We start from the raw sequence: 25,871 nt of genomic DNA on the forward strand, positions 1-25,871 counted from the left end.
ACCTGCGATTTCCTTGCCATTTTCGAATTCAATCCACGCGTGAAGACCGCTTCTCTCGAACAACTGCGCGACGGGCAACTCGCCGGCGCACGACAGCTCAAGCTCGCCTGCGGGTTGACCGAATTTCCGCGCGAGATCTTCGACCTCGCCGATACCCTGGAGGTGCTCGATCTCTCGGGCAATTCGCTCACGGCGCTGCCGGACGACCTGCCGCGGCTGCGCCATTTGCGCATTCTGTTCGCCTCGAACAACCCGTTCACCGAGTTGCCGCCCGTACTCGGCGAGTGCGAATCGCTGAGCATGGTCGGCTTCAAGGCGAACCGCATCCGCCACGTTTCCGGGCGCGCGCTGCCGCCGCAATTGCGCTGGCTGATCCTGACCGATAACGACGTCGACGCGCTGCCGCCGGAAATCGGCGAGCGTCCGAATCTGCAAAAGCTGATGCTGGCCGGCAACCGCCTGCGGTCGTTGCCTGAGACGATGGCCGCATGCAGCCGGCTCGAACTCCTGCGGATTTCGGCGAACCGGCTCGACGCCTTGCCCGACTGGCTGTTGCGCCTGCCGCGCCTCGCGTGGCTCGCCTACGCGGGCAATCCGCTGAACGTCGTGCGCGAGCAGGTGGCGCTGGCCGACTCGCCGGTGCCCGATATCGACTGGCATACGCTCGCGCTTGGACAAACGATCGGTGAGGGCGCGTCTGGTGTGACGCATCGCGCGACGCGTCTTCTGCGCGACGGGCATCCAGTCGAGGCGGTCGCTGTCAAGCTGTTCAAGGGCGCGGTGACGAGCGACGGTTTGCCCGAGCTCGAAATGGCAGCGTGTCTGCAAGCCGGTTCGCACCCGAACCTTATCCCGGTGCTCGGCAAGATCACGGGTCATCCGCTGGGCGAGCACGGCCTCGTGATGGAACTGATCCCTCCGTCGTTTAGCAATCTCGCCGGGCCGCCGAGCCTCGACTCGTGTACACGCGATGTGTATGCGGCAGATGTGCGCTTCGACTGGCCAGTTGCTTTGCAGATCGCGCGCGGCATCGCATCGGCGGCGCGGCATCTGCATGGGCGTGGGATCATGCACGGCGATCTCTATGCGCACAACATCCTGCACGACGGCGCAGGGCGCGTATTGCTCGGCGACTTCGGCGCGGCGTCCTTCCACGATATCGACGATCGCGCACAGGCGCAGGCGCTCGAACGTATCGAGGTGCGTGCGTTCGGCTGCCTGCTCGAAGAACTCTCGCAACGCCTGGCCGGAGAAGCCCATGATCGCGCCGCCGGGTTCGAAGCGCTGATAGCCGACTGTTTCTCCGAGCAGGTCGAAACGCGGCCTTCGTTCGATGAGATTGTCGAGCGGCTGTCTGCCTGAAGCTATTCCCTTTTGCCATTGCCAGCGCAATATAAGCCTGTGGGAACCGTTGACGACGACGGAGGCTGACGTGGCTCATTCCCTCAGGCTCGAACTGTTTTGCCGGTTGTTTCTGGGTCTCTTTGTGGGATTCTTTTGCGTAACGGCCGCCCTTTTTGTGCGTGACAAGTGGGCGGTTCCGCTACCGCACGCAACCGTCGTCCAGCCTAAAGGCGCACCGGCGCCGCGCGTCTCGTCAGTCTCGCCGGGAAGCGCCCCGGCAGTGTCAATCCCGCCTGCTGCCCGATTTCGTCCGACAACGCCCCCGATGGATGCAGCGGAAAAGACGCTCCTCGCTTCGTCGGCCTCGACTTTCGTCACATTCATTGCGGCTGCTGTGGCCAGCTTCCTGAACTGGAAGACGAACGCTCGCGGGCGGCGCGCAAGAAAAAGCGGCACGCATCACTCGCGTCACTCGCACTAGAGAAAGACGCCAAAGGTATTTTCGTAAGGCGCTGAATTGCCCGCATGAAGGACAAGAATTCTGTCCTCTTTCACACACTCATTCGTGCAACGAGCAACTACAGTTGAATCGTTGGGGATCAGTTGCACGTTGGACCCGCCATCGCCTGATTGCCGTCCCAGGGTGTGAACACCATGAAAAAATCCCTCAGCGCGCTACTGCTCGCTTCTGCGTCCTTCGTCGCGTGGGGCGAGACGCCATTCCTCCATTCGCGCAGTGCGATCGTGTACGACGTCGGGCGCCAGGAAGTCCTGCTGGAAAAGAACGCCGACGAAGCCCAGCCGATCGCGTCGCTCACCAAGCTGATGACGGCGATGGTCGTGCTGGACAGCGCCCAGCCGTTGGGAGGCACGGTGAACGTCGACAACGACGATATCGACCGGCTCAAGCATACGGGCTCCCGCATCCCTATCGGTGCGTCGCTCGAGCGAGGAGAGATGCTGCGTCTTGCGCTCATGTCGTCGGAGAATCGCGCGGCGTCGGCGCTTTCGCGTGCGTTCCCGGGCGGCCAGGCCGCGTTCATCCGGCAGATGAATGAAAAGGCACGCGCGCTGCATATGGCCAATTCGCACTTCGACGATCCAACCGGGCTCTCGCCCGAAAATCTCTCGACGGCGCGTGACGTCGTGAAGATGGCGGGCGCCGCGGCGCACTACCCATTGATCAGCGAGTACACGACGCTGCCCCGTTACGAAGAGGCGATCGGCACGAGGACGCGCTTCTATCACAACACCGACCCTTTGGTGAGCTCTGCCGACTGGGACTTGCTGGTCGCAAAGACCGGCTATATCCGCGAGGCGGGACGCTGCATCGTGGTCGATGCCAACCTGCCGAGCGGTGAAGTGATGATCGCGCTGCTGGGCTCACAAACGTCGTGGGGGCGCTCCGCCGATCTCGTCACGATACGGCGCTGGCTGAACGGCGACGACACACCGGTTGTCGAGCCGCGCTATTACGCAGGCGCCGCTGCGCATCGTCACCATTGGACGCTCGCGCATTCGCACGGCGTCAAGGTGCGGCTCGCATCGTACCGGAGCGCTTCGGCATCCGGCGCGCACCGGCAGAGCGTCAAACACCATGCCGGCAAGCGGGGACATCGTACGCTGGTTGCGGCCGTAGGCTAACTTGCGTCCGCGCCGAGCGGTGTGTAGATGGCGAGTTTCAGCGCTGGATCGTCGTTCGCCTGAAACGTGGCGTACTCGTAGCGCTGCATGCCGTGCTTCGCGTGCGCAAAGACTTTCTGGCCCGACGCGCCGCTGCGCACGTCGTGGGCACTCCACCACCTCGCGAACTCCTCGCTGCCCGAGCGCAGCCGCTCGACCAGTTCGACGAACGCCGGGTCGCCCGCATGGAGGTCGTGGCTCGTGCGAAAGAGCGCGATCATGCGGCGCGCCTCATCGGACCAGTTCGCGCCAAAGAGCCGCCGTGCCTCGGGTTCGATGAACATGTAGATCATGATGTTGCGATCTTGTTGCGCGAGGCGGTCGAAGCCGAGCAGTTCCGAGGCGGCCTCGTTGCACGCGAGGATGTCCCAGCGCCGGCCGGTGACATAGGCCGGCAGCGCGAGACTGGCGACGATCCGCGCGATCGCAGGCGGCACGCTTTCGCGGGCGAAGGCGCGCGGCTCGCCGCGCTGCGCGAGTGCGCGCAAATGGCCGGCTTCGGCTTTGTCGAGCCGCAGTGCCTGCGCGAGCGCATCGAGCGTCGCATCCGAAGGACTGACCGCGCGCCCTTGCTCGAGCCGCACATACCAGTCCACGCCGATACCCGCGAGTTCCGCGACTTCTTCGCGCCGCAGGCCGGGCGTGCGGCGGCGCTGGCCACCGCCCAGGCCGACGTCATCGGGTTTGAGCTTCTTGCGCCGGGAGCGCAGAAAATCGCCGAACTGGGTTCGAGTCGTCGCTGTCATCGTGTTCGTTTCATGTAGGGAGGGACTGCGCAGTCCTGGGATCGCAGCGGGCCTTGTTGCCCATTCTAAGCCTGCCAGAATCGGCTCATTCCCCTCTCTGGAAGCGCCATGAAAGCTGCCATTCTGAAGACGCTCAACGCGCCGCTCTCGATCGAACCGATGCCGGACCCTTCTGCCGGCACCGGCGAGGTCATCGTGGACGTCGTTGCGGCGCCGGTGTTGTCCTATGCGAAGGAAGTGTTCAGCGGAGAGCGCCGCTATCCCATCGAGCTGCCGATCGTGCCTGGCTGCGGCGCGATTGGCCGGGTCCGCACCATCGGCCCGGATGCGACGCATCTGCAACCGGGCGACTGGGTGTTCTGCGACCCGACCGTGCGCTCTCGCGACGACGCGCTCATGCCCGACATCGTGTTGCAGGGCTGGAGCGCGCGAGGCGAGGGCGGCGCGAAGTTGCAGCGCTATTTTCATGACGGCCCGTTCGCGCAACAGTTACGCGTGCCGACCGAAAACGCCGTGAGTCTCGGCGACATCGACCCGGCCGACGCCGCGCGCTGGTGCGCGCTCAATACGCTGCTCGTGCCGTATGGCGGGCTGCTCGCGTCGGATCTGCGGGCGGGCGAGATCCTGCTCGTGAGCGGCGCGACCGGCAACTTCGGCAGCGCGTGCGTCGCGGTCGCGCTCGCCATGGGTGCGCGCTGCGTCGTGGCGCCTGGCCGCAATGCGCAGGCGCTCGAGGACCTGACGCGCAGGTTCGGCGAGCGCGTGCGAACCGTTGTGCTTTCCGGCGACGAAGCAACGGATCGCGAACGCATGCAACAGGCGGCGCCCGGGCCGATCGACTGCGTGATGGACCTGATGCCGCCGTCGGTGCCCGCGACGACGGTGCGCGCCGCGGTGATGGCGGTGCGCCCCTACGGGCGCGTGGTCCTGATGGGCGGTGTCGGCATGCTGGGGGGAGCCGGGCTCGAACTGCCTTATCCGTGGATCATGCGCAACGACATCACGCTGCGCGGCAAGTGGATGTACCCAAAGCAAGCCGTCACGCTGATGACAGGTTTGATTCGCGGCGCACTGCTCGATCTGGGCCAGTTCGACGTGACGACGTTTTCGCTCGACGATGCGAACGAGGCCGTCGCACACGCAGCGGCGAACGGCGGTCCATTCAGAATGACGGTGATTTGCCCGTAACCGTCATTCATGCACTTTGCGGCGACGAACGGCGAGCGCCGCTTCGTCCTGCCAGTGCGGCAAGCGCCGTTCGAGGCAATTCTTCCGTGGCGAGCGCCCACAGCGAATACGCAACGCCGCGCTGGAACATCAGGCTCACAGCAGTGCGAAGCTCGCCTCTGCCCAGCGCTTGTGCCGAGTCAGTGACGGCCTTTGCACCGTGCATCAGCACGCTGGCATGCCGGTAGCACCCCATCATGCAGGCATTGCAGGGCTCGCGTTGATCGGGCAAGCGGTCGAGGTCGAACACGGAGCCCATGGGCTCGTGCCACGGTTCGCAACGCCAGACATCGAGGTTCCAGTCGATATAAAAATACTTGCTGCCAGCGATACACGGAATCCGTTGTTCTTCGCCGCGTACGAACCGCGCGACTTCGTCCAGTGCAGCGCTTGGGTCCATCACACGAAAGTGCTTCTTGAGGCGCTCGATGGCGCTCAATGCTTCGAGCATTTCGTCGCGGCTCAAGTCGACGAGTGTCGAATGTTCGTCGTAGACGAGCGATGTGGACCCGAATGCGTCGCGCCTGGGGTAGGAAAACACCACGGAATCGAACCCAAGCCGCTCGAGCGTCTCGGGAAGCGCAGCGTAACGAACCAGATGGCTCACCGTAACCGTAGCGCAGACAGGGATACCGAAGGTGTGCGCCTGAGCGATGCCCTCGCGGATGCGGGCCGCCAGACCGGGCAAGCCGCGATTGCGCTCGTGCTCGCTCATGTCCGCGCTATCGATCGATATCAGGAGCCGCTTGAGGCCGGCTGCCGCCAGTTGCTTGATGTGGCGGGGGAGGAACCAGCCGTTCGTGATCACGCCGCACTGAATGCCGGCTTTCGCGGCCGACGCGACGAGCGATTCGATCTGCGGGTGAACCAGAGGCTCGCCGCCCTGCAGCGTCATGTAGCGAATCCTGCGTTTGCGCAGCAACGGCATTGCACGCTCGAACGCATCGGGATCGATATAGCGACGCGGGCCAGCCAGATTCTTGTCGCGCGCGAATCCGCAGAAGTCGCACGCCGCGTTGCAGACGTTGGTCACCGATACGTCGCAGACTGCGGGCAGTGGATTGAGCGGCTCGATCGCGCTGGTGCTTACATTTGGCCGACTGCGCCACTTGATGGTCTGCTCAGTCGTCTCCATGGCCCCCCCAAGGTTTGCTGACTGATTCTGCAGGAACCATCATAGGTTACGTTCGGCCCGCGCGCGCCGTGACAGTGAAAGTACCAGGCGTGGACGACCGGAACGAACACGGCCAGAGCGTTCGGATCAGGCACGACATTTGTCCAATAATGGATCAAACAAATCCTGTTTGACTGGCTAGTGTGCGGCGACTTGAATCCCCATACTTGAGGTGTCTCACCGGGAGACCGGTTCGCGGCGAGTTCGCGAACGCTATGCACGGGTTGCAGAAGGAGGGTGAAATGGTTGACACCACAACCACCAGGCCGCGCGCCATCGGCTTCAATCACGTCGCGCTGGAAGTTGGCGATATCGAAGAAGCGCTGACTTTCTATGGACGCATTTTCGATTTTCAGTTGCGCGGCAAGAGCAGGACGATGGCCTTCATCGATCTCGGCGATCAATTCATCGCGTTGCAGGCGGGACGCAAACAGCCCGCTGACGACGGCCGGCATGTCGGCCTCGTCGTCGATGACAAGGAGGCGGCGCGCGCCGCGCTCAAGGCTGCGGGAGTCAGGTTGCTCGACGGTCCGTTTCTGGATTTCCGCGACCCGTGGGGCAATCGCATCGAGATCGTGGGCTACGAGAATATTCAGTACACCAAGGCTCCGAACGTTCTTCGTGGCATGGGCCTCACGCACCTGAGCAAGAACGAAAGCGCGAAAAAGGAACTGGCGGAAAAAGGGATGGCAGAGCGCTAGCGCCCATTTATGGCGAGGGATTTACCGCGGCGCTGCTGCCTGGCTCATTCGGCGGCGGTGTCGGCAATGGTGTCGGCAACGGCAGCGGTTGCGGTGCCGTGATCGGCTCGAGCCCGGAGTGCATAATCGCGGGCGCGGCGTCCGGCGAAGACAGAAAACGGATCAGCGCCTGTGCGCCGAGCGGATTTTTCGCAGTGGTGGCAATGCCCCCGGAATACACCACGTAACTCTGTACTTCCGCGGGCAAACTGCCGACCACCGTCACCCCCTTCGCCGGCAACACTTCCACGACCTGCTGCAAGCCGATTTCCGCGCCGCCGTTCGCGACGACCGTGGCGACCCGCTCGGCGGAAACCATGCGGCTCTTGCTTTTCACACGCCCCTCGATGCCCAGGCGCGCAAACAGTTCGTTGGCGATATAGACGCCGCTCGCGCTCTCCGGGTAGACGATAGACTTCGCTGCAAGCAGCGTGCGGCGCAAGGCGTCGACCGTGCTGATGTCCGGCTTCGGCGCACCGTCGCGCACCACCATGCCGATTGGCGAGCGTGCGAAATCCACCCTGCTGCCGGCCACGACGTTGCCTGCGTGAATCTGATCGTCGAGCGCATAGCTGACTACGATCAGCACGTCGGCCCACTCGCCCCGCGCGAACCGCACGGGAATGGCAGTCAGGCTCGTGCCCGCCGCGGCCCCCCAAACCGTGACCAGGGTATTGCCGGTCTCGTCCTCGAATAGCGGACCCAGGTCGCGATACGCCGGCGCAAACCAGCCCGACATCATCACCTTGACCTGGTCGGCCCAACATGCGCCGGGGCCCAGCAACGCGAGCGCTGCGCAGAGCGCGAATGTGCGAACCCTCAGCTTGTGGATAGTCACCGCTGCGTCCCATCTCGATCGGCTGATCTGACCCGCACATGCATCGCTCCCTAATAGCGACGAAAACGTGCGACGAAAGCGCGTCTTGAGCATGAGGCGGATTGCGTACAGTGAAGTGATCGTTCGAGCGATGTCTGCGTGCTTTGTGCATCGTTTATACAACACGTTCGTTTGTGCACACACTGCTTTTCTTCGCCTCTGATAGTCTTTTCCCAGCGACAGTTCGAGCGGTTATCAAACTTGCCGCGTGCGAAGCGTGAAATTGACAACAGGGGGGCTTATCCATGTTGCATTGGCTTTCAAACCTGATTGCCCACAATGCCGCAACGCCGGAGAAGCAGGCTCAACGCGCGCTAGGCGAATTGCGCATGGCACTGTTCCAGGCCGAGCAGCGGGTGCTCGATGCGCAACTGCAGGCCGAGTATTACCGCACGCGAATTGCGTTTTGTGAGGAAGTGCTGAAGACAGGCATCGAACAGGTGTCGGATCAGCGCAAAGGACATCACGAAGCGATTACGCATGACTTGCGTCCGAACCTGAAGCTCACGACTTCGCAATAGTCAAGCACGGCAGACGAGTTTCCTCCGGTAGGGTAAAAGCATCACAACGTGATGTAATATCTATTGAAGGAACTCTGCAGCCGATGACTCGCGCGAATGCGTTCAGCGACCTGGGGACAAGACGTCCGGCCGCGTGGATACGTGCGATGGCTCGAGAGGGGCGGCAGCGCTTGCGGCTACGGCACCGAACTTGCTTAATCGGTGGGTAGGGAACCCTATTGGTCGAACAAACAGCCCCTACATCAGGAGACGATCATGGACAACCGTGAGCATAGCCACCCGCTGGAGATTGATCAGAACGACGCTGATTCCGCGAACGAGCCTTACGAGCACCCGTATCGTGCGTGTTTGCACGAGCCTACCGTCGTGCTGGTTGGCAATCCAAGTGACCGGGCAGACGTCGCGACGTCTGCGATACTGGGCTACAACTGAGGTAATAGATCGCTCGTCGTGCGCCGACCTATGATCGGCACTCCGAACCAGTTGACTCGCCGGGTCAACCTTAAAGACAAGCGGCAGATGCGCGCCCATCCGGGCGCATCGCGCTTCCCGGCACTCTTCGTGGGCAATCAATGCACCGCTAGACGCGCGGCAGATCGTCGATCGACTTTTCGACGTTGCCGTCCGGCACTTCCAGATCGATTCCATCTATGCCGTTTGGATGCGGCACCGGCTTGATTTTCGGGCCGAGAAATCGCATTCCGCCCAGCGTAAATACGGAATAAACCACTGCGCCCGAGCGGATGTCGTCGGTGAGCGCCGACACCTCGGAGATGGTGGGCACCGAGAGCCAATTATGCGTCTGGGGATCGATTTGCGCCCAGCGCACGTGTGTTACCCGGTCCGTTGAGGAACTGATGCGTACACCGTCGACACCATAGGTAGCCATAGCCGTCACCCTCGAGGCGAGACTTCAATGGTAGTCCGTTCGCTGCGCGGGTGGTAGCGCGCTGGTTTTTTTCAGTCGAGCGCGCTCACCACACCGCCTGGCTCGTGATAGCAAACTGTTTGAACTGCGCATCGACGCGCAAAGGCGCGCCGCGCTCCGTCTTCTCGATGTGATCGACGAGCGGCAGCCCCACGCCTTCGAGCCAATCAGAGAGGCCGAGATCGACGGGCGTATCGATGCGCACGAACATGCCCGCGTTGGAGGCGAGCCAATGGCTGATCAGCGCCTTGGCGCGGCACGCATCGGGTGAGTCGGGGGCGATCACGGGGCCGATCACATGCCCGTCGCCAAAGCGGCGAAAGAGCGCGAAGCCAATCAGTTCGCCGTCGCGGTCGAGCGCGATGCCGCTTGCCTGGTCGAGTAGTTTGGGCAGCATGTCCGAGCGGTCGAGGCCGCTTGCGCGCGTGGCCAGCTCGATCAGGCGGGGCCGGTCGCTCGCGCCGATCGGGCGCAGCCGCTCGCCCGCAGGCAGCGAGACGAGCGGCGGCTGGAACGCCGCGCCCTGATGCTGATGAACGCGCCCAATGCGCGTAAAGCCGAGCCGCTCGACGAGCGGCCAGCCCGTGTCGCTTGCGTGGAGCAGCAGCGTGCGCGAGGCGAGCGCCTGCATCCAGTGCTCGATCATCGCGCGGCCAATGCCGCGGCGCTGATGACTGGGCTTGACGATCAGCATGCCGAGCGTTGCCGCGTTGGGACCGAACAGCCAGGAGAAAGCCGTGCCGACGAGCGAGCCGGTTTCGTCCACGGCCACGATGCCTTCGCCGATGCGCGCAGCAAAACGCCAGTCTTCGGGGCGGTGCCGCCAGCGCACGGCCGTCGACAACGCATGTGCTGCGGCCAGGTCGTCGGCAGTAAAGGCGCGGTAGGTGATGACGCTGTGCAGGTTTGGGTCGGACACGCCGGCCTCCAGATTCTGTATACGCGTACCGTGACTATCGCATTGGCCGCGGTGGCTGACTAGGACGATCTTCCTGTTCTGCATGCGTGTTCTGCGTGCGAGCGGCCTGCGCCGGTGATGCAATGCAAAACGCGGGGTTGGACAGTGAATAACGCGTCGATTCTGCTGATTGCGCTTTTTTGTCGGCGAAATATGCGGTGCCAATGGACCTACGATAGTTCCCATCGAGACCAAGTCGAGGGAACCCAGTCATGGACCAGTTCGATCCCGCCGCAGTCACTGCCGCAATGGCCGACAAAGCCGGCCATTTCATCAGCGGCGAGTGGGTCGCCGAGGGCGCGGCGCGCATCGGCGTCGCGCGGCCATCGGACGGCGTGGTCTATGCCTCGGTGCCGCTCGGCGATGCGCAACTCGTGGACCGCGCCGTCGATAACGCGAGGCGCGCGTTTCGCGAGAGCGGCTGGGCGCGCATGGCGCCGCGCGAGCGCGCCCGCATCCTGCGCCGCTTCGCCGACCTGATCGTCGCCGACACCGCCACGCTCGCGCCGCTCGAAGCGCTCGGCTCGACGCGGCCCGTGCGCGACGTATGCGCGTGGGACGTGCCGTTCACGGCGGAAGGCATCCGCTTCTATGCCGAATTCGCCGACAAGATCGGCGGCGAGGTCGTGGCCACCGATCATGACCACCTGGGCATGACGATCGCCGAACCTTATGGCGTGGTGGGTGCGATCGCACCGTGGAATTTCCCGCTCGTGATGGCGTCGTGGAAGATCGGCCCCGCGCTCGCGGCAGGCAATGCCGTTGTGCTCAAGCCTTCGGAGATGACGCCGTTTTCTGTGCTGCGCCTGGCCGAACTCGCGATCGAGGCGGGCATTCCGCCGGGCATTTTCAACGTCGTGCAAGGCGACGGCGTGACGACCGGCGACGCGCTCGTGCGCCACCCGGATGTCGCGAAAGTGACGTTCACGGGATCGACGCGCGCGGGCGCCGCGATCATGGCGGCGTGCGCGCAAAGCGGTACGAAGCCGGTCACGCTGGAACTGGGCGGCAAGAGCCCGCAGCTCGTGTTCGCCGATGCGCCGAAGCTCGACGAAGTTGCGCGCCGCATTGCAGGCGCGATTGCGGGTAACGCGGGGCAGGTGTGCGTGGCAGGTTCGCGGCTTCTGGTCGAACGCTCCATCGCCGATGAACTGGTGTCGCGCATTGAGCAGGCATTCGCTGCGCTGCGCGCCGGGGCGACGTGGGCTTCGGGCACGACGCTGCCGCCCATCATTTCGGAAACCCAGGCCGCGCGTATCGAAGCCATTGTCGAGCGCAGCGTGGCCGAAGGCGCCACGCTGTATTGCGGCGGCCGCCGCGCGGATGCCGCTGTGCCTGGCGCGTTCTATCAGCCCACCATCCTCACCGGCGTGACGCCGCAAACCGAGGCCGTGCGCGCCGAGATCTTCGGCCCCGTGCTCACGGTGCAGTCCTTCGACACAGAGGAAGAAGCGCTCGCGCTCGCCTCGCATCCCGAATACGGGCTGGCCGCCGGCGTGCACACCGCGGACATCGGCCGCGCGCTGCGCCTCGTGCGCGCGCTGGAGGCGGGCACCGTGTGGGTCAACCGGTACGGGCGCAGCAACGACTTCATGATCCCGACGGGCGGCTACAAACGCTCGGGCATGGGCAAGGATCTCGGCCGCCAGGGCTACGAAGCGCACCTGCGTTTCAAGAGCGTGCTGATCGATACGAGGGCCTGACGTAATGCTGACGAATCGCCTGCCAAAACGCACGGTCATGCGGTTAAAACCCGCTCAGGAGCGCCACCGCAGAATCTGCTGTGGCGGCCCCTGCAAACGCGTGATTTATACCGCGAAGGCCCCACGATTCGACGCCAACCCCAAATTTTGCGCTGGTTAAATTTTCCACAGGGACGCACTTTCACCTGTTTTCGCCACTGAGCCCGGAGCGGGTTCATCACACGAAAGGATTGCCATCATGATCGATTTCGAGCCGAAGTACATCACGTTCGACTGCTACGGCACGCTGACGAAGTTCCGCATGGCCGACATGGCGCGCGAGATGTACGGCGACCGCCTCAAGGGCGCGGAACTCGAGAAGTTCGTCGCGTTCTTCGCGGGCTATCGCCGCGACGAGGTGCTCGGCGCATGGAAGCCGTACCGCGACGTGGTCGTCAATTCGGTGCGCCGCACCTGCAAGCGCATGAACGTCGAGTTCATCGAGTCTGAAGCTGAAAAGTTCTACACCGCCGTGCCGACCTGGGGCCCGCACCCGGACGTGCCCGAAGGCCTCTCGCGCCTCGCGAAGAAGTACAAGCTCGTGATTCTCTCGAACGCTTCGGACGACCAGATCCAGAGCAACGTCGACAAGCTCGGCGCGCCGTTCCACCGCGTGTTCACGGCGCAGCAGGCGCAGTCGTACAAGCCGCGCATGCAGGGCTTCGAGTACATGTTCGACCAGCTGAACTGCAACCCCGGCGACGTGCTGCACGTTTCGTCGAGCCTGCGCTACGACCTGATGACGGCGCACGACATGGGCATCAAGCACAAGGCGTTCGTCAAGCGCGGCCACGAGCCGGGCACGCCGTACTACGAGTACTACGAAGTCGAGACGATCGGCGAACTCGCTTCGCAACTGGGTCTGTAATCACCGAGGCCGCCGAATGAAGCTCGACTCGTACTGGCTCGATACTGCCCCTGCCGGTCTCCTCGCAAGCGAGGGGCCAGTGGAAGGCCGCGTGGATGTCGCCGTGGTTGGCGGCGGCTTCACCGGGCTTTCGGCGGCGCTTGCGTTTGGCCGCCGCGGCGCGAGCGTCGCGGTGCTGGACGCGGGCCGCATGGGCGGCGGGGCATCGGGGCGCAACGGCGGCCAGTGCAACACGGGCGTGGCGCAGGACTATGCGGCGCTGCGCGGGCAACTGGGCGTCGAGCGCGCACAGGGCTGCTACCGCGCGTACGCGGCGGCGGTCGATACGGTCGAGCGGCTCATTCGCGAAGAGGGCATCGACTGCGACTACCTGGCTTCCGGAAAGCTCAAGCTCGCGTCGAAGCCGCATCACCTCGAACACCTCGAACACACGGCCGAGCTGATCCGCCGCGAAGTCGATCCGGACGTCGAAATCATCGGCCGCGAGCAGATTCGCAGCGAGGTGGAGTCGGACAGCTTTTATGGTGGGCTGCTGCAAAAGCATGGCGGCCAGATGCACATGGGCCGCTTTGCGGTAGGGCTCGCGAACGCTGCGGTGCGTCGCGGCGCGCGGTTGTATGAGCACGCTGGCGTGACGTCCATCGCGAAGGAGGGCGGCGGTTATCGCGTGGAGTCTTCGCGCGGAACGTTGCACGCGCAACAGGTGTTGATTGCCACGGGCCCTTCGCGGCACGGTCCGTTTGCGTGGTATCGGCGACGTCTTGCGCCAGTCGGCTCGTTCATCGTCGTGACGGAACCGCTGCCGCCCGCGCAGCTCATGCAGCTCTTGCCCAACCGCCGCTCGTACACCACGAGCCGCCTCATGCACAACTATTTCCGCGTGACGCCGGACTCGCGTCTGCTGTTCGGCGGCCGTGCGCGCTTCACGGCGTCGGAGCAGCCCTCCGACGCGAAGAGCGGCCGCATTCTTCAACGCAATCTCGCGCAGCTCTTTCCGGCGCTGGCGAACGTGCGCATCGATTACTGCTGGGGCGGGCTCGTCGATATCACGGCGGACCGCCTGCCGCGCGCGGGCCAGCATGAAGGCGTGTGGTTCTCGATGGGTTACAGCGGCCACGGCACGCAGATGTCGACGCACATGGGCCAGGTAATGGCCGAAGTCATGAGCGGCAACACATCGGCCAACCCGTGGCGAGATTTTACGTGGCCAGCCATTCCCGGCCATACGGGCAAACCGTGGTTTTTGCCGCTCGTCGGCGCGTACTACCAGATCAAAGACGCTTTTTACTGACCCTGCTTTTCCACAACACACAGCCTCGATACGTCGAGCTGCGGCCCCCCACATCAGACGCGGAGAAGTTTCATGAGCATCGACAAATCGCTTGAAGACATCGCACACCCGGGCGTGCGGCTCGAGGAGTTGACGAAGCGCGGCGCCTCGCGCCGCGACCTCCTTCGCGCGATGGTCGCGGGGGGCATGATGTCGATGACGGGCGCGGGCCTGCTCGCCGCGAGCGGCGCGGCCCTCGCGCAGGAAAAGCCGAAGCAGGGCGGCAAGATCCGCGTGGCGACGCAGTCGGCGTCGGCTTCGGACACGCTCGACCCCGCGAAGGAGTCGGTGTCCACCGACTACGTGCGCGCCTACATGGTGTACAACGGCCTGACCGAGTACGACTCGCACCTCGGCGCGCAGATGGCGCTTGCGCAGTCGCTCGAAACAAAGGACGCGACGGTGTGGGTCGTGAAGCTGCGCAACGGCGTGGTGTTCCATGACGGCAAGTCGCTCGCACCGGCCGACGTGGTCTACTCGCTCATGCGCCACAAGGACGCCGCGGTGGGCTCGAAGGTCAAGACGCTCGCCGACCAGTTCCAGGACGTGAAGGCCACGGGCCCGAACGAAGTGACGATTACGCTCACGGGGGCGAACGCCGACCTGCCGGTCATTCTCGCCGACTCGCACTTCATGATCATCAAGGACGGCACGAACGACTTCAAGACGGCCGTGGGCACCGGCCCGTTCAAGCTCAAGGAATTCTCGCCGGGCGTGCGCACGGTGGTCGTGCGCAACGAGCGCTACTGGAAGCCGGGCCTGCCGCATCTGGACGAGATCGAACTGGTCGGCATCGGCGACGAATCGGCGCGCGTGAATGCGCTGCTCTCGGGCGACGTGCAGCTCATCAACCAGGTGAGTCCGCGTTCGACCTCGCGCATCAAGGGCACGCCTGGCTTCGCAGTGAAGGAAACCAAGACGGGCCAGTACACCGACCTCATCATGCGCGACGAAGGCGGCGTCACGGGCAACGCCGATTTCCGCCGCGGCATGATGCACCTGTTCGACCGCGAGCAGATCCGCAACGCCGTGTTCCTCGGCTATGGCGCGATCGGCAACGACCAGCCTATCGATCCGACCAACAAGTACTACTTCGCGGGCTTGCCGGAGCGTACGTTCGATCCGCAGAAGGCGAAGTTCTACTTCCAGAAGGCGAAGCTCGGCAGCACGCCGCTGCAGATCTATGCGTCCCCGGCGGCAGACGGTTCCGTCGAAATGGCGATGCTGCTGCAGCAGGTCGCGCCGCAGGCGGGCCTGAACCTCCAGGTGGTGCGCACGCCAAGCGACGGCTACTGGTCGAACCACTGGATGAAGCACCCGCTGACCTTCGGCAACATCAATGCGCGCCCGAGCGCCGACGTGATCTTCACGCAGTTCTTCAAGTCGGATGCCCCGTGGAACGAGGCGAACTGGAAGGACCCGAAGTTCGACCAGATGCTGCTGGCCGCGCGCGGCGAACCCGACGACGCCAAGCGCAAGAAGATCTACGGCGACATGCAGGTGCTCGTGCATAGCGACGGCGGCATCGGCATTCCGCTGTTCCTGAGTTCGCTCGACGCGCATTCGACGAAGCTCAAGGGCCTCGGCTCGATTCCGATTGCGGGCCTCATGGGCTTCAAGTTTGCCGAGAACGTCTGGCTCGAGGCTTGATGCTTGCGGCCGGGCGCGCGCCCGGCCACCGATTTCTCGCTTCACCATGATGAGGAGGCGACACCCGATGAAAGCACACGCGCAACGACTCATTGCCGCGCGTCTCGGTCTCGCGCTGCTCACGTTGCTGATCGTCTCGGCAATCGTGTTCGGCCTCACGGGCCTCTTGCCCGGCGACGCCGCGCAGCAGGCCCTCGGTCAGGCGGCCACGCCTGAGCAGGTGGCGGCGCTGCGCCATCAGTTCGGCCTCGACCAGCCCGCGCTCACGCGTTATGTGCACTGGCTCCTGCAGGCCGTGACCGGCAACTTCGGCACCTCGGTGTCGAACAACCAGCCGGTGAGCGAACTGATCGCCACGCGCCTGCCGAATTCGCTCGTGCTCGCGGGGCTCACCACGCTCGTTTCGGTGCCGCTTGCGCTCGCCATCGGCATCTTTTCCGCCGTGTTCCGCGGCTCGCTGCTCGACCGCGCGCTCAACGTGCTCACGCTCTCCGCCGTGGCCGTACCTGAATTCCTGGTGGCCACCATCGCCGTGCTGATCTTCGCGGTGAAGCTGCGCTGGCTGCCTGCGCTCTCGTATCTCTCCGAGGTGGATTCGTTCGGCACGCTGTTGCGCATCTACGCGATGCCGGTCATGACGCTGTGCTGCGTGATCGTTGCGCAGATGGCGCGCATGACGCGCGCGGCCGTGCTCGATCAACTGGGCGCGCCTTATGTGGAAATGGCGCGCTTGAAGGGCGCCTCGCCCGCTCGCATCGTGTTGCGCCACGTGCTGCCCAACACGATTGGCCCGATCGCCAATGCTGTCGCGCTGAGCCTGTCGTATCTCTTTGGCGGCGTGGTGATCGTGGAGTCGATCTTCAACTATCCGGGCCTCGCGAGCCTGATGGTCGACGCCGTGACGAACCGCGACCTGCCGCTCGTGCAGGGCTGCGTGATGGTGTTCTGCGCCGCGTATCTGGTGCTCGTGCTGATCGCGGACCTGTGTCAAATCGTATCCAACCCGAGGCTGCGTCAACGATGAACCGACCCGCCACATCCCATGCCGCAACCGTGCTCTACGCGACGAGCGAGAGCGAGGAACGGCCAGCAACCGAGGCTGTCAAGGAAGCGCAGAACGACATACCCACGCCGCCGCGCTCGCCGCTGCGCCGCATCGTCGGGCGCCTCTCGGTGCTCGGCCTGATCGGCCTTGCGATTGTCGTGTTCTGGCTCGGCGTGGCCTTCATCGGACCGCTCGTCGCGCCGTACAAGGGCGGCGCGATCACCTCCACGGAGATTTTTGGCTCGTATAGCGCGGCGCATCTGCTCGGTACCGATTTCCTCGGCCGCGACATGCTGAGCCGCGTGCTCTACGGCACGCAGTACACCGTTGGCCTCGCGCTCGCCGCGACGCTGCTTGCAAGCGGCATCGGCACATTCTTCGGACTGCTTGCCGCCGTGTCGCCGCGCTGGATCGACGAGGTGCTGAGCCGCCTGTTCGACGCGCTGATCTCCATTCCGAGCAAGGTGCTCGCGCTCGTCGTGATTGCGGCGTTCGGCTCTTCTGTGCCGATGCTCATCACGGTTGCGGCGCTGGCCTATATTCCGGGCGCGTTCCGCATTTCGCGCTCGCTCGCCGTGAACCTGATGACGCTCGAATACGTGCAAGTCGCAAGGGCGCGCGGCGAGGGGCTGTTCTATATCGCTCGCGTGGAGGTGCTGCCGAACATGATCCACCCCATGCTCGCCGACTTCGGCTTGCGCTTCGTGTTCATCGTGCTGCTGCTGAGCGGCCTGTCGTTCCTCGGCCTGGGCGTGCAACCGCCGGACGCGGACTGGGGCTCGCTCGTGCGCGAAAACATCGGTGGCCTTTCGGAAGGCGCGCCCGCCGTGCTGATGCCGGCCGTCGCCATCGCGACGCTGACCGTGGGCGTGAACCTGCTGATCGACAGCCTGCGCCGCCACGGCGGCCGCGCACAGGGAGGCGGAAAATGAACATGATCGAAGTGACGGGCCTGCGCGTGGTCGCGGGCACGGCGCCCGATCCGGTCGTCGAGATCGTCAAGGGCGTCGACTTCACGGTGAAGAAGGGCGAAGTGCTCGCGCTGATCGGCGAGTCGGGGTCGGGCAAGACCACCATCGCGCTCTCGCTGCTCGGCCATGCGCGCGACGGCTGCGCCATTGCGGGCGGCAGCGTCAAAATCGGCGGCAAGGATGTGCTGGCGCTCGACGAACGCGGCCGCCGCGCGCTGCGCGCGCGCACCGTGGCTTATGTGGCGCAGAGCGCATCGGCAGGCTTCAATCCGGCGCGCACGATCATGGATCAGGTGACCGAGCCCGCGCTGCTGCATAAGCTCATGTCGCCCGCAGCAGCGCGCGAAAAGGCGGTGAACCTGTTCCGCGCACTCGCGCTGCCTTCGCCCGAGACAATTGGCGCGCGCTATCCGCATCAGGTGTCCGGCGGCCAGTTGCAACGGCTCATGGCGGCGATGGCGCTCATCACCGATCCCGCCGTGGTCGTCTTCGACGAGCCCACCACGGCGCTCGACGTGACCACACAGATCGAAGTGCTCGCGGCGTTCCGCAAGGTCGTGAGGGAGCTTGGCACGACGGCTGTGTACGTGTCCCACGATCTCGCGGTCGTTGCGCAGATGGCCGATCGTATCGTCGTCCTGAACAATGGCGCCGTGCGCGAGAATGGCACGACGCTCCAGGTGCTCGACGAACCCGCCGACGATTACACGCGCGCACTGCTGGCGGCGCGCCGCCACCCCGACCCCGGGCCGCCCGCCGCGCCGCCGCCCGCCGAAGTGCCGCTGCTCGAAGTGCGCAACCTGATCGCGGGCTACGGCCGTGTCGATGCGAACGGCGTGCCCGCTGTGCGCGTGCTGGAGGACGTGAGCCTGCGCATTGCGCGCGGCAGTGCGCTCGGCGTGATCGGCGAATCCGGTTCGGGCAAGACGACGCTTGCGCGCGTGGTGTCCGGGCTCGTCGAGCGCGCGCGCGGCGAGGTGCTGCTCGACGGCGTGCCGCTGCCCGCCACGCTTGCGGCGCGCACGCCCGATCAGTACCGCCGCATCCAGATCGTGTTCCAGAACGCGGACACGGCGCTCAACCCGAGCCGCACGATCGCCGACATTCTCGCGCGGCCCATGTGCTTCTATCACGGGCTGCGCGGCGCGCGGGCGCAAAAGCGCATGCTCGAACTGCTCGACCTCGTGAAGTTGCCCGCATCGATTGCGAAGCGTCAGCCGGGCGGTCTCTCGGGCGGCCAGAAACAGCGCGTGAACCTGGCCCGCGCGCTCGCGGCCGAGCCCGCGCTCATTCTGTGCGACGAGGTGACGTCCGCGCTCGACACCGTGGTCGGCGCTGCGATCCTCGACCTGCTCGCCGAGCTGCGGCGCGAGCTGGGCGTCTCGTACATGTTCATCAGCCACGATATTTCGACGGTGCGCGCGATCTGCGACGACGTCGTCGTGCTGTACGGCGGCCAGTGCGTCGAGGCGGGCCAGCGCGATGTACTGGAGGCGCCGCCGTATCACCCGTACACGGGTTTGCTCGTCGATTCGGTGCCCGCGTTGCAGCCGGGCTGGCTCGATGCGCGGCGCGCGGTGGCGGGCGCGGCGCTCCCGCCGCTCGGGGCCTCGGCCGAGGTGCGCGAGCTGTGCGCGTTCCGCGCGCGCTGCCCGGTGCGGATCGATGGCGCGTGCAATGTTTCGGCGCCCGCGATGAAGCGCTTGCCCAGCGGCGCGCAGATTCTTTGCCATCACACGACGGCGGAACTGGCGCGCCTGCAGATTGCACAGGCCGAGCAGATCGCGCAATCCACGAAGAGGGCGGCCGCATGAGTGCGCGTTTCGTGAGAGTGGCGGAGGCGGGCCGACCGACCTTCGACATCGAGATCGACGGCCGCACGGCGCAGGCCGCCGAAGGCGACACGCTGATGGTCGCGCTGCTCGCCACGCAGGACGCGCTGCGCGACTGCGAGTTCGACGACGGACGGCGCGCGGGCTTCTGCCTGATGGGCGCGTGCCAGGACTGCTGGGTGTGGACCGCGCAGGGCGAGCGGCTGCGCGCCTGCACGACGCCGGCGGCGCCGGGCATGTCGATCGTCACGCGCAATGCGCTTGCCGGGGAGGGCGTATGGCCGCAGGCGCAGAACTGAAGGTCGTCGTGATCGGCGCGGGTCCGGCGGGCGTGCGCGCGGCGCAAACGCTGGTCGCGGCGGGCCTGCGTCCTGTCGTCGTGGACGAAGGGCGGCGCGATGGCGGGCAGATTTATCGACGTCAGCCCGACGGCTTTAAACGCAGCTACGAAACGCTCTATGGCACCGAAGCCGAGCGGGCGGCGTCGCTGCATCGCGACTTCGACGCGCTGCGCTCGCAGATCGATTACCTGCCCGACACGCTCGTCTGGAACGTCGGGCCGAAGTCCGTGCATCTCGCGAGCGGCGCGCGCTACCACGAGCTTGCCTTCGACGCGCTGATCGTCTGCAGCGGCGCGACCGACAGGCTCATGCCCGTGCCCGGCTGGCATCTGGCGGGCGCCTATAGCCTGGGCGGCGCGCAGGTCGCGCTGAAGTCGCAGGGCTGCGCCATCGGCGCGCGCACCGTGATGATGGGCACGGGACCGCTGCTTTACCTCGTCGCCGCGCAGTACGTGAAAGCGGGCGCGACGGTGAGTGCGGTGCTCGATACGTCGACGTTGGGGCAGCGCGTGCGGGCGTTGCCCGATTTGCTGCAAGTGCCCGCGACGTTGCGCAAGGGCATGGCCCTTCTGCGCACGCTGCGCCGTGCGGGCGTGGCGGTGCATCGCGGCGTCACGCCGCTAGCGATCGAGGGCACGCCCGAGCACGGCGTAGACGCGGTGCGCGTGAAGCTCGCGAACGGCAGCGAACAACGCGTGGAGTGCGACGCCGTTGCGCTTGGCTACCACCTGCGCTCCGAAACGCAAATCGCGGATCTCGCAGGTTGCGCGTTCCATTTCGATCAAGCTGCGCGGCAATGGCTGCCCGAAGTCGATCAGGATGGCCGTAGCAGCGTGGCAGGCGTTTATCTGGCCGGTGACGGCGTGCGCGTGCGCGGCGCGGACGCGGCCGAGCGCGCGGGGCGTCTCGCCGCACTGGCGGCATTGCAGGATGCGGGCGAGGGCGCATCGAACGGCGCACTCGCAGAAGCAGCGAAACTGCGTGTTGAACTCGTTCGGTTCACGCGCTTCGCGCAAGGCTTGCGCAAAGCTTTTCCGTGGCCCGCGCATTTCGCGGCGGCGCTGCCCGACGATACCGTCGTATGCCGGTGCGAGGCCATTACCGCGGGCGAGCTACGCCGCGTGGTGCGCGAGACGGGCGCAACCGAGGCGAATCGCGCGAAGGCGTTTTCACGCGTGGGGATGGGGCGCTGCCAGGGCCGCTTCTGCGCGCACGCAGGGGCCGAAGTCATCGCAGCCGAGGCGCGCGTGCCGCTTGAAGCCGTGGGGCGCTTGCGCGGGCAGGCGCCGGTGAAACCGCTCACGATGACGCTGAGCGCCACCTCGCACGATATCGACGAAACGCAGATGCGCGCCGCGCAAACGCAGCTCGGCGCATGCCGAACAAAGGAGTTCAGCGAATGACGGATCGCGCCGATGTGATCGTGATTGGCGGCGGCATCATCGGGACGTCAACGGCGTTCTTTCTGAGCCGCCGCAAGCGCTCAGTGATCCTGATCGAACGCGGACTAACGGGGCAGCAGGCGAGCGGCGTGAATTTCGGCGGCGTGCGCCGCCAGGGCCGCGCGCTCTCGCAGCTCGGCATGTCCAATCGCGCGCTCGATATCTGGTACCGCGCGCAGTCGCTGCTCGGCGAGGACGTGGAGTTCCTGCCTTCGGGCCACACGCGCGTGTGCTACCACGCGCACGACGCCGAGTATTTTCATCGCTACGCCGAGCAGGCGCGTGCATACGACCTCGATCTCGAAGTGCTCGAAGGCGAGGCGATGTTCAAGCGCTTTCCCTTCCTTGGCCGCGAAGTGCTGGCCGCCTCGATCTCGCCGCGCGACGGCCACGCCAATCCGCGTCTCGCGGCACCCGCTTTCGGGCGCGCCGCCGCGCGGCTCGGCGCGAATCTCGTGGAGAACACCGAGATCGTCCGCGTGGAAAAGGAGGCAGGCGGCTTTCGCGTGGAGAGCGCCACGGGGGCCGTGTGGCGCGCGGAACAACTGCTCATCTGCGCCGGGGCATGGGCGGGTGCGCTCTCAGAGCAGTTCGGCGAGCCGGTCCCGCTCGTCGCGCGCGGCCCGCAGATGGCCGTGACCGAGCCCGTGCCGTACCGCTTTACGCATTCGATGGGCGTCTACACGTCGGTCAAGGAAGAGAGCGTGTACTTCCGGCAGATTCCGCGCGGCAACCTCGTGCTGGGCGGCGGTCCCCCAGGGCCCGCCGACGCGCACACGCGCCGCGCCGGTGTGCTGCCCGGCAACACCGTGCAGCAGATCGCGCAGTTCCGCCGGCTGGTTCCCGCGCTCGCGCCGCTGCATGTGATTCGCGTGTGGAGCGGCGTGGAAAGCTATCTGCCGGATTCCGAGCCGGTGATCGGTCCGAGTTCGACCACGGCGGGCCTTTTCTATGCGTTCGGCTTCAGCGGCTCGGGATTCCAGATTGGGCCGGGCGTGGGCGAAACGCTCGCGGAACTGCTCGATTCCGGCGCCACCGACATGCCGCTCGAACCGTTTTCGATTGCGCGCTTCGGGCGCACGGCGTCAGCGATGAGCGCGCACGCATCGACTGCCAGCGAGGCTTGATCATGCATACGTTCCACGCGACAGTGACTCCGCTTCGCGACGCGCTGGCCTATATCGAAGCGAATTTCGACAAGTCGGTGAGCCTTGCCGAACTGGCCGAGGTGTCGGCGCTCAGCGTCTCGCGATTCGCTACTGTATTTCGTCAGCAGGTCGGCCTTTCGCCATACAAGTACTTGTGCGAAGTGCGGGTGCGCCGCGCGCAGCTATTGCTGCTTGCGGGCGTACCGGGCGCTGTGGTCGCGACCCAGGTGGGCTTTTTCGACCAGAGCCATCTGGCTCGCCATTTCAAGCGCTTTTGCGGCGTCACGCCCAGCGCTTTCCTGCAGCAGGCGAGGGCGCTCGAAGCGGCTTGAGCTTGAGCGCCCTCTGTCTTGCATCTCGCGTCACAGAATGACGTAGACCTTGCGCATCGTTTCGTCGACTTCCCACGTGCCCTGCGTGTTCGCCGCGAAGAAGAGCGTATCGCCGCCGCGGAAATGCACGGTCGCCTCGCCGTCGGGCGTGAAGCGTCCGCTGCCGCTCAGGATGTGCATGACTTCCGCTTCTTTCACCGAACGACGGTAGGTGCCGCTCGTGCATTCGAAAAGCCCGGTGTCGATGGACTCCGTTCCCGGAATGACCTTTTGCACGCCGGAAACGCGTATTGTCTGCGAGCCCGGTGCGCCTGCCGTGCCCCAGTCTTCTAGCGCTTGTACGTCGATGCTCTGCTCGATTTGCTGAACTTTCATCATTTGTTCGTTTGCCTAAGTAAAAGTGGAAGCCGAATCATCGCTTCCGAACGATGCGCTGCTCGATCTTGCCGAGGCGCACCACGGTCACACCGGGGCGCAACTGGCGCAGCGAGGGCATCACGAGAATGCAGTCGTCGTAGGTCGTGACGACCGGCTCGCCGTTGGACCAGCCGATCACGGCGCCCGCCTTGGGAAAAACTTCGAGGCCCGTGTAGTTATCCGCGAAACGGAAGTCCATGCTCTTCGCCACTACGGGTTCCGTCACGCGCACGACGCGCATTTCAGGCGGCAGCGGCTGCAGCCAGTCCGCAGGCAGATCCGCTTCGTCCACCACGCCCGAGAGCAGCAAAAAGCGCGCGGTGACATCGCGCGCCACAGTCGCCGCGCTCGCTTCCCAATGCTGTCCGCACTCGATCAACAGTGCGTTCTTCTCGCTCGCCGCGTCGCCGAAGCCTTCGTAGTCGCGCATGCGGCGGCCTTCGGGGTGGCCTTCGTCGCAAATGACGGTGGCCGGCGCCCCGAGCCGTGCGGAGAGTTCGACGCCCTTGGCGAGCGGCCCCGCGACGATGAGCGGCATGCACTTCTCGTGCATCGAATGCAGATCGAGCAGCAGGACGACGTCGTCGATCACGGGCCGCATCGCGCGGGCGCGGCGCAGTTCGCTCGAATCGCGCGTTAGGTCGTCTAGCGCCTGCGCGGTCCACACGCGGTTGAAGTCCTGATCGACGAAACGCGCGGCGTCTGGGTGAGCGGGGTCGAAGCGGCCGTAGGCCTCCACGTTCGCGAACGCTAGCGTGAGCTTGCCGCGCCGTGGCCGCAGCCGCGCACGCAGCAGCGCATCGACGACGATCGCGCCGCACACCTCGTTGCCGTGCGTGAGCGCGTTGATCATCACATGCGGGCCGGGCACGCCCGAATCGAACGTGTGCACATAGGGGATGCCCGTTTCGCTGCGCTCGTGCGCGGCGATGTCGGGAAACGCGACTTCGATCGGATAGGTACTCATGCAAGCCCTCCCTGGCAGAGGTATTTGATGGAAAGGTAATCGTCGAGCCCGTACTTCGAGCCTTCGCGGCCATAGCCCGATTCCTTCACGCCGCCGAACGGCGCCGCTTCGCTAGCAAGCGCGCCTTCGTTGATGCCGACGATCCCCGCTTCGAGTTGCCGCGCGACGCGGTCGATGCGGCGCACGTCCTGGCTGTAGAAGTACGAGGCGAGACCATACGGCGTGTCGTTGGCGGCGTGAATCGCTTCGGCTTCGTCGTCGAAGCGGAACAGCGGCACGACCGGGCCGAAGGTTTCTTCGCAGCTTAGCTGCATGTCGGACGTGGCACCTGCGAGAACGGTGGGCGCGTACCAGTTGGGGCCCAGTTCGTTCAGGCGCTTGCCGCCCGTGAGCACGCGTGCACCGCGGCTCACGGCGTCATCCACGTGGCGGGCGATTTTTTCGACCGCGCGCGCGTTGATCATCGGGCCGATCTGCGCGGCGGGGTCGGTCGCGGGCGCGACTTTCAAGGCGGCCACGCGCGTAGCGAGCTTGTCGGCGAAACGCTCGAACACGCCTGACTGCACGTACACGCGGTTCGGGCACACGCAGGTCTGGCCGCCGTTGCGGAACTTCGCGGCCATGAGGCCTTCCACGGCGGCGTCGAGATCCGCGTCGTCGAATACGATGAACGGCGCGTTGCCGCCCAGTTCGAGCGAAAGCTTCTTCAACGTGCCCGCCGATTCCCTCGCGAGATGCTTGCCCACGGGCGTCGAGCCGGTGAAGGTGATCTTGCGCACGCGGCTGTCGGCGAGCCAGTCGGCGACGGCGGTCACGCCGCGATCGCGCGACGCGCAGATGAGGTTCAGCACGCCAGGCGGCACGCCCGCCTCGTGCGCGAGCATCACGAGCGCGAGCGCGGTGAGCGGCGTATCTTCAGCGGGCTTGCCGACTACGGTGCAGCCCGCGGCGAGGGCAGGCGCGATCTTGCGAGCGATCATCGCGAGCGGGAAGTTCCAGGGCGTGATCGCCGCGACCACGCCAACCGGTTCTTTCACCGCGCTCATGCGCTTGCCGCGCTGCTGCTGCGGGATGAGGTCGCCGTAAATGCGCGTGGCTTCATCCGCAAACCATGCGACGTACGACGCGCCATACATCGCTTCGCCGCGTCCTTCGTGCAGGGGCTTGCCTTGTTCGAGCGAGATCAGTTGGCCGAGTTCGTCGGCGTTCGCGACGATCAGCGCATGCCAGCGGCGCAGCACCGCCGCGCGTTCAGCGGGCAGCGTGTCACGCCACGCGGGGAATGCGCGGGCGGCGGCGTCGGTGGCGGCGCGTGCGTCATTCGCATCGCTGTCGGCGATCTCGGCGATTGTTTTGCCAGTGGCTGGATCGGTCACGGCGAAGCGCGTGCCAGACGCGGCGGGCACCCACTCCCCGTCGATGAAGTTGTCGCTGCGGATCAGCGCGCTCAAGAGATAACGCGTAGTCATATGCCGAGTCCTTTCCGCCCATGCGGAAGAAGATGGATCGATGCGGGTAACCAAACGCGCACGACGAGTGCGCCGAAACCGGAAGGAGGTTTCAGCGCGAAGCGCGCGCGAGAAAATGG

Annotated in this window: 25 protein-coding genes; 17 read left to right on the forward strand and 8 right to left on the reverse strand. The window is 65.4% G+C overall.

The window, feature by feature from the left end; genetic code table 11:
* The first annotated feature begins 39 nt into the window (after window positions 1-39).
* Both VSR72_RS03140 and VSR72_RS03145 read left to right on the forward strand, forming a co-directional pair.
* The gene (locus VSR72_RS03140) at window positions 40-1,362 is read left to right on the forward strand and encodes a leucine-rich repeat-containing protein kinase family protein (RefSeq protein ID WP_342950935.1); all 1,323 of its coding nucleotides are present in this window, start codon (window positions 40-42) and stop codon (window positions 1,360-1,362) included.
* A gap of 636 nt (window positions 1,363-1,998) precedes the next feature.
* Window positions 1,999-2,988: a serine hydrolase gene (locus VSR72_RS03145; RefSeq protein ID WP_342950936.1), complete on the forward strand. Its 990-nt coding sequence runs from the start codon at window positions 1,999-2,001 to the stop codon at window positions 2,986-2,988.
* On the opposite strand, the gene VSR72_RS03150 is transcribed toward VSR72_RS03145, so the two are convergent.
* Window positions 2,985-3,773, reverse strand: a complete 789-nt coding sequence (locus VSR72_RS03150; protein ID WP_342950937.1) for a helix-turn-helix transcriptional regulator — start codon at window positions 3,771-3,773, stop codon at window positions 2,985-2,987. The two genes, VSR72_RS03145 and VSR72_RS03150, sit on opposite strands and share 4 nt — an antisense overlap.
* A 108-nt stretch (window positions 3,774-3,881) precedes the next feature.
* Between VSR72_RS03150 and VSR72_RS03155 the strand changes: the two genes are divergently transcribed.
* On the forward strand, window positions 3,882-4,961 hold the full coding sequence (locus VSR72_RS03155) for a zinc-binding dehydrogenase (protein ID WP_342950938.1): 1,080 nt from the start codon (window positions 3,882-3,884) through the stop codon (window positions 4,959-4,961).
* 7 nt (window positions 4,962-4,968) lie between these two features.
* On the opposite strand, the gene VSR72_RS03160 is transcribed toward VSR72_RS03155, so the two are convergent.
* A complete protein-coding gene (locus VSR72_RS03160; protein WP_342950939.1) occupies window positions 4,969-6,135 on the reverse strand; it encodes a radical SAM protein in 1,167 nt (388 codons plus the stop codon).
* A 281-nt stretch (window positions 6,136-6,416) separates the two neighbouring features.
* Here VSR72_RS03160 and VSR72_RS03165 point away from each other — a divergent pair, with 281 nt between their 5' ends.
* Window positions 6,417-6,875, forward strand: coding sequence for a VOC family protein (locus VSR72_RS03165; protein ID WP_342950940.1), 459 nt, complete (start codon window positions 6,417-6,419; stop codon window positions 6,873-6,875).
* Window positions 6,876-6,882: 7 nt separating this feature from the next.
* On the opposite strand, the gene VSR72_RS03170 is transcribed toward VSR72_RS03165, so the two are convergent.
* On the reverse strand, window positions 6,883-7,752 hold the full coding sequence (locus VSR72_RS03170) for a substrate-binding domain-containing protein (protein WP_342950941.1): 870 nt from the start codon (window positions 7,750-7,752) through the stop codon (window positions 6,883-6,885).
* A 368-nt stretch (window positions 7,753-8,120) separates the two neighbouring features.
* On the opposite strand from VSR72_RS03170, the gene VSR72_RS03175 reads away from it, so the two are divergent.
* Both VSR72_RS03175 and VSR72_RS03180 read left to right on the forward strand, forming a co-directional pair.
* A complete protein-coding gene (locus tag VSR72_RS03175; RefSeq protein ID WP_342950942.1) occupies window positions 8,121-8,312 on the forward strand; it encodes a hypothetical protein in 192 nt (63 codons plus the stop codon).
* A 255-nt stretch (window positions 8,313-8,567) separates the two neighbouring features.
* Window positions 8,568-8,744 carry a hypothetical protein gene (locus tag VSR72_RS03180; protein WP_342950943.1) on the forward strand — a complete coding sequence of 59 codons (177 nt, stop codon included), beginning with the start codon at window positions 8,568-8,570 and terminating at the stop codon, window positions 8,742-8,744.
* A gap of 148 nt (window positions 8,745-8,892) precedes the next feature.
* On the opposite strand, the gene VSR72_RS03185 is transcribed toward VSR72_RS03180, so the two are convergent.
* Entirely contained in the window at window positions 8,893-9,201 is a 309-nt protein-coding gene (locus VSR72_RS03185) for a hypothetical protein (RefSeq protein WP_342950944.1), read from the reverse strand.
* 85 nt (window positions 9,202-9,286) lie between these two features.
* Complete coding sequence (locus VSR72_RS03190) at window positions 9,287-10,159, reverse strand: GNAT family N-acetyltransferase (RefSeq protein ID WP_342950945.1); 873 nt, start codon at window positions 10,157-10,159, stop codon at window positions 9,287-9,289.
* Window positions 10,160-10,410: 251 nt separating this feature from the next.
* Between VSR72_RS03190 and VSR72_RS03195 the strand changes: the two genes are divergently transcribed.
* From VSR72_RS03195 to VSR72_RS03245, 11 genes are all read left to right on the forward strand, one after another.
* Complete coding sequence (locus tag VSR72_RS03195; RefSeq protein ID WP_342950946.1) at window positions 10,411-11,901, forward strand: aldehyde dehydrogenase family protein; 1,491 nt, start codon at window positions 10,411-10,413, stop codon at window positions 11,899-11,901.
* A 238-nt stretch (window positions 11,902-12,139) separates the two neighbouring features.
* Window positions 12,140-12,808: a haloacid dehalogenase type II gene (locus VSR72_RS03200; RefSeq protein WP_342950947.1), complete on the forward strand. Its 669-nt coding sequence runs from the start codon at window positions 12,140-12,142 to the stop codon at window positions 12,806-12,808.
* Between the two features lie 16 nt (window positions 12,809-12,824).
* Window positions 12,825-14,099: an FAD-binding oxidoreductase gene (locus tag VSR72_RS03205; RefSeq protein WP_342950948.1), complete on the forward strand. Its 1,275-nt coding sequence runs from the start codon at window positions 12,825-12,827 to the stop codon at window positions 14,097-14,099.
* Window positions 14,100-14,171: 72 nt separating this feature from the next.
* Window positions 14,172-15,788, forward strand: coding sequence for an ABC transporter substrate-binding protein (locus VSR72_RS03210; protein ID WP_342950949.1), 1,617 nt, complete (start codon window positions 14,172-14,174; stop codon window positions 15,786-15,788).
* A 67-nt stretch (window positions 15,789-15,855) separates the two neighbouring features.
* Window positions 15,856-16,812 (forward strand): ABC transporter permease, encoded by a 957-nt coding sequence (locus VSR72_RS03215; RefSeq protein WP_110388115.1) that lies wholly within the window; start codon window positions 15,856-15,858, stop codon window positions 16,810-16,812.
* Window positions 16,809-17,765, forward strand: coding sequence for an ABC transporter permease (locus VSR72_RS03220; RefSeq protein WP_342950950.1), 957 nt, complete (start codon window positions 16,809-16,811; stop codon window positions 17,763-17,765). The genes VSR72_RS03215 and VSR72_RS03220 overlap by 4 nt, the downstream gene beginning before the upstream one ends.
* Entirely contained in the window at window positions 17,762-19,618 is a 1,857-nt protein-coding gene (locus tag VSR72_RS03225; RefSeq protein WP_342950951.1) for an ABC transporter ATP-binding protein, read from the forward strand. The genes VSR72_RS03220 and VSR72_RS03225 overlap by 4 nt, the downstream gene beginning before the upstream one ends.
* Window positions 19,615-19,935 (forward strand): (2Fe-2S)-binding protein, encoded by a 321-nt coding sequence (locus VSR72_RS03230; RefSeq protein ID WP_342950952.1) that lies wholly within the window; start codon window positions 19,615-19,617, stop codon window positions 19,933-19,935. Before VSR72_RS03225 ends, VSR72_RS03230 begins: the two co-directional genes overlap by 4 nt.
* Complete coding sequence (locus VSR72_RS03235) at window positions 19,914-21,380, forward strand: FAD/NAD(P)-binding oxidoreductase (RefSeq protein ID WP_342950953.1); 1,467 nt, start codon at window positions 19,914-19,916, stop codon at window positions 21,378-21,380. Before VSR72_RS03230 ends, VSR72_RS03235 begins: the two co-directional genes overlap by 22 nt.
* Window positions 21,377-22,546 carry an FAD-binding oxidoreductase gene (locus tag VSR72_RS03240; RefSeq protein WP_342950954.1) on the forward strand — a complete coding sequence of 390 codons (1,170 nt, stop codon included), beginning with the start codon at window positions 21,377-21,379 and terminating at the stop codon, window positions 22,544-22,546. The genes VSR72_RS03235 and VSR72_RS03240 overlap by 4 nt, the downstream gene beginning before the upstream one ends.
* Window positions 22,547-22,548: 2 nt before the next feature.
* Window positions 22,549-22,899 carry an AraC family transcriptional regulator gene (locus VSR72_RS03245; RefSeq protein ID WP_342950955.1) on the forward strand — a complete coding sequence of 117 codons (351 nt, stop codon included), beginning with the start codon at window positions 22,549-22,551 and terminating at the stop codon, window positions 22,897-22,899.
* Between the two features lie 30 nt (window positions 22,900-22,929).
* Here VSR72_RS03245 and VSR72_RS03250 read toward each other — a convergent pair whose 3' ends face one another.
* From VSR72_RS03250 to VSR72_RS03260, 3 genes are read right to left on the reverse strand one after another with little or no spacing between them, the layout of a single operon-like run.
* Window positions 22,930-23,274 (reverse strand): cupin domain-containing protein, encoded by a 345-nt coding sequence (locus tag VSR72_RS03250; protein ID WP_342951012.1) that lies wholly within the window; start codon window positions 23,272-23,274, stop codon window positions 22,930-22,932.
* A 37-nt stretch (window positions 23,275-23,311) separates the two neighbouring features.
* On the reverse strand, window positions 23,312-24,283 hold the full coding sequence (locus tag VSR72_RS03255) for a M14 family metallopeptidase (protein WP_342950956.1): 972 nt from the start codon (window positions 24,281-24,283) through the stop codon (window positions 23,312-23,314).
* Window positions 24,280-25,752: an NAD-dependent succinate-semialdehyde dehydrogenase gene (locus VSR72_RS03260; RefSeq protein ID WP_342950957.1), complete on the reverse strand. Its 1,473-nt coding sequence runs from the start codon at window positions 25,750-25,752 to the stop codon at window positions 24,280-24,282. Before VSR72_RS03260 ends, VSR72_RS03255 begins: the two co-directional genes overlap by 4 nt.
* Window positions 25,753-25,871: the final 119 nt, after the last annotated feature.

The sequence above is a fragment of the Paraburkholderia sp. JHI869 genome (assembly GCF_038900775.1).
In the GTDB taxonomy this organism is placed as follows: Bacteria; Pseudomonadota; Gammaproteobacteria; order Burkholderiales; family Burkholderiaceae; genus Paraburkholderia.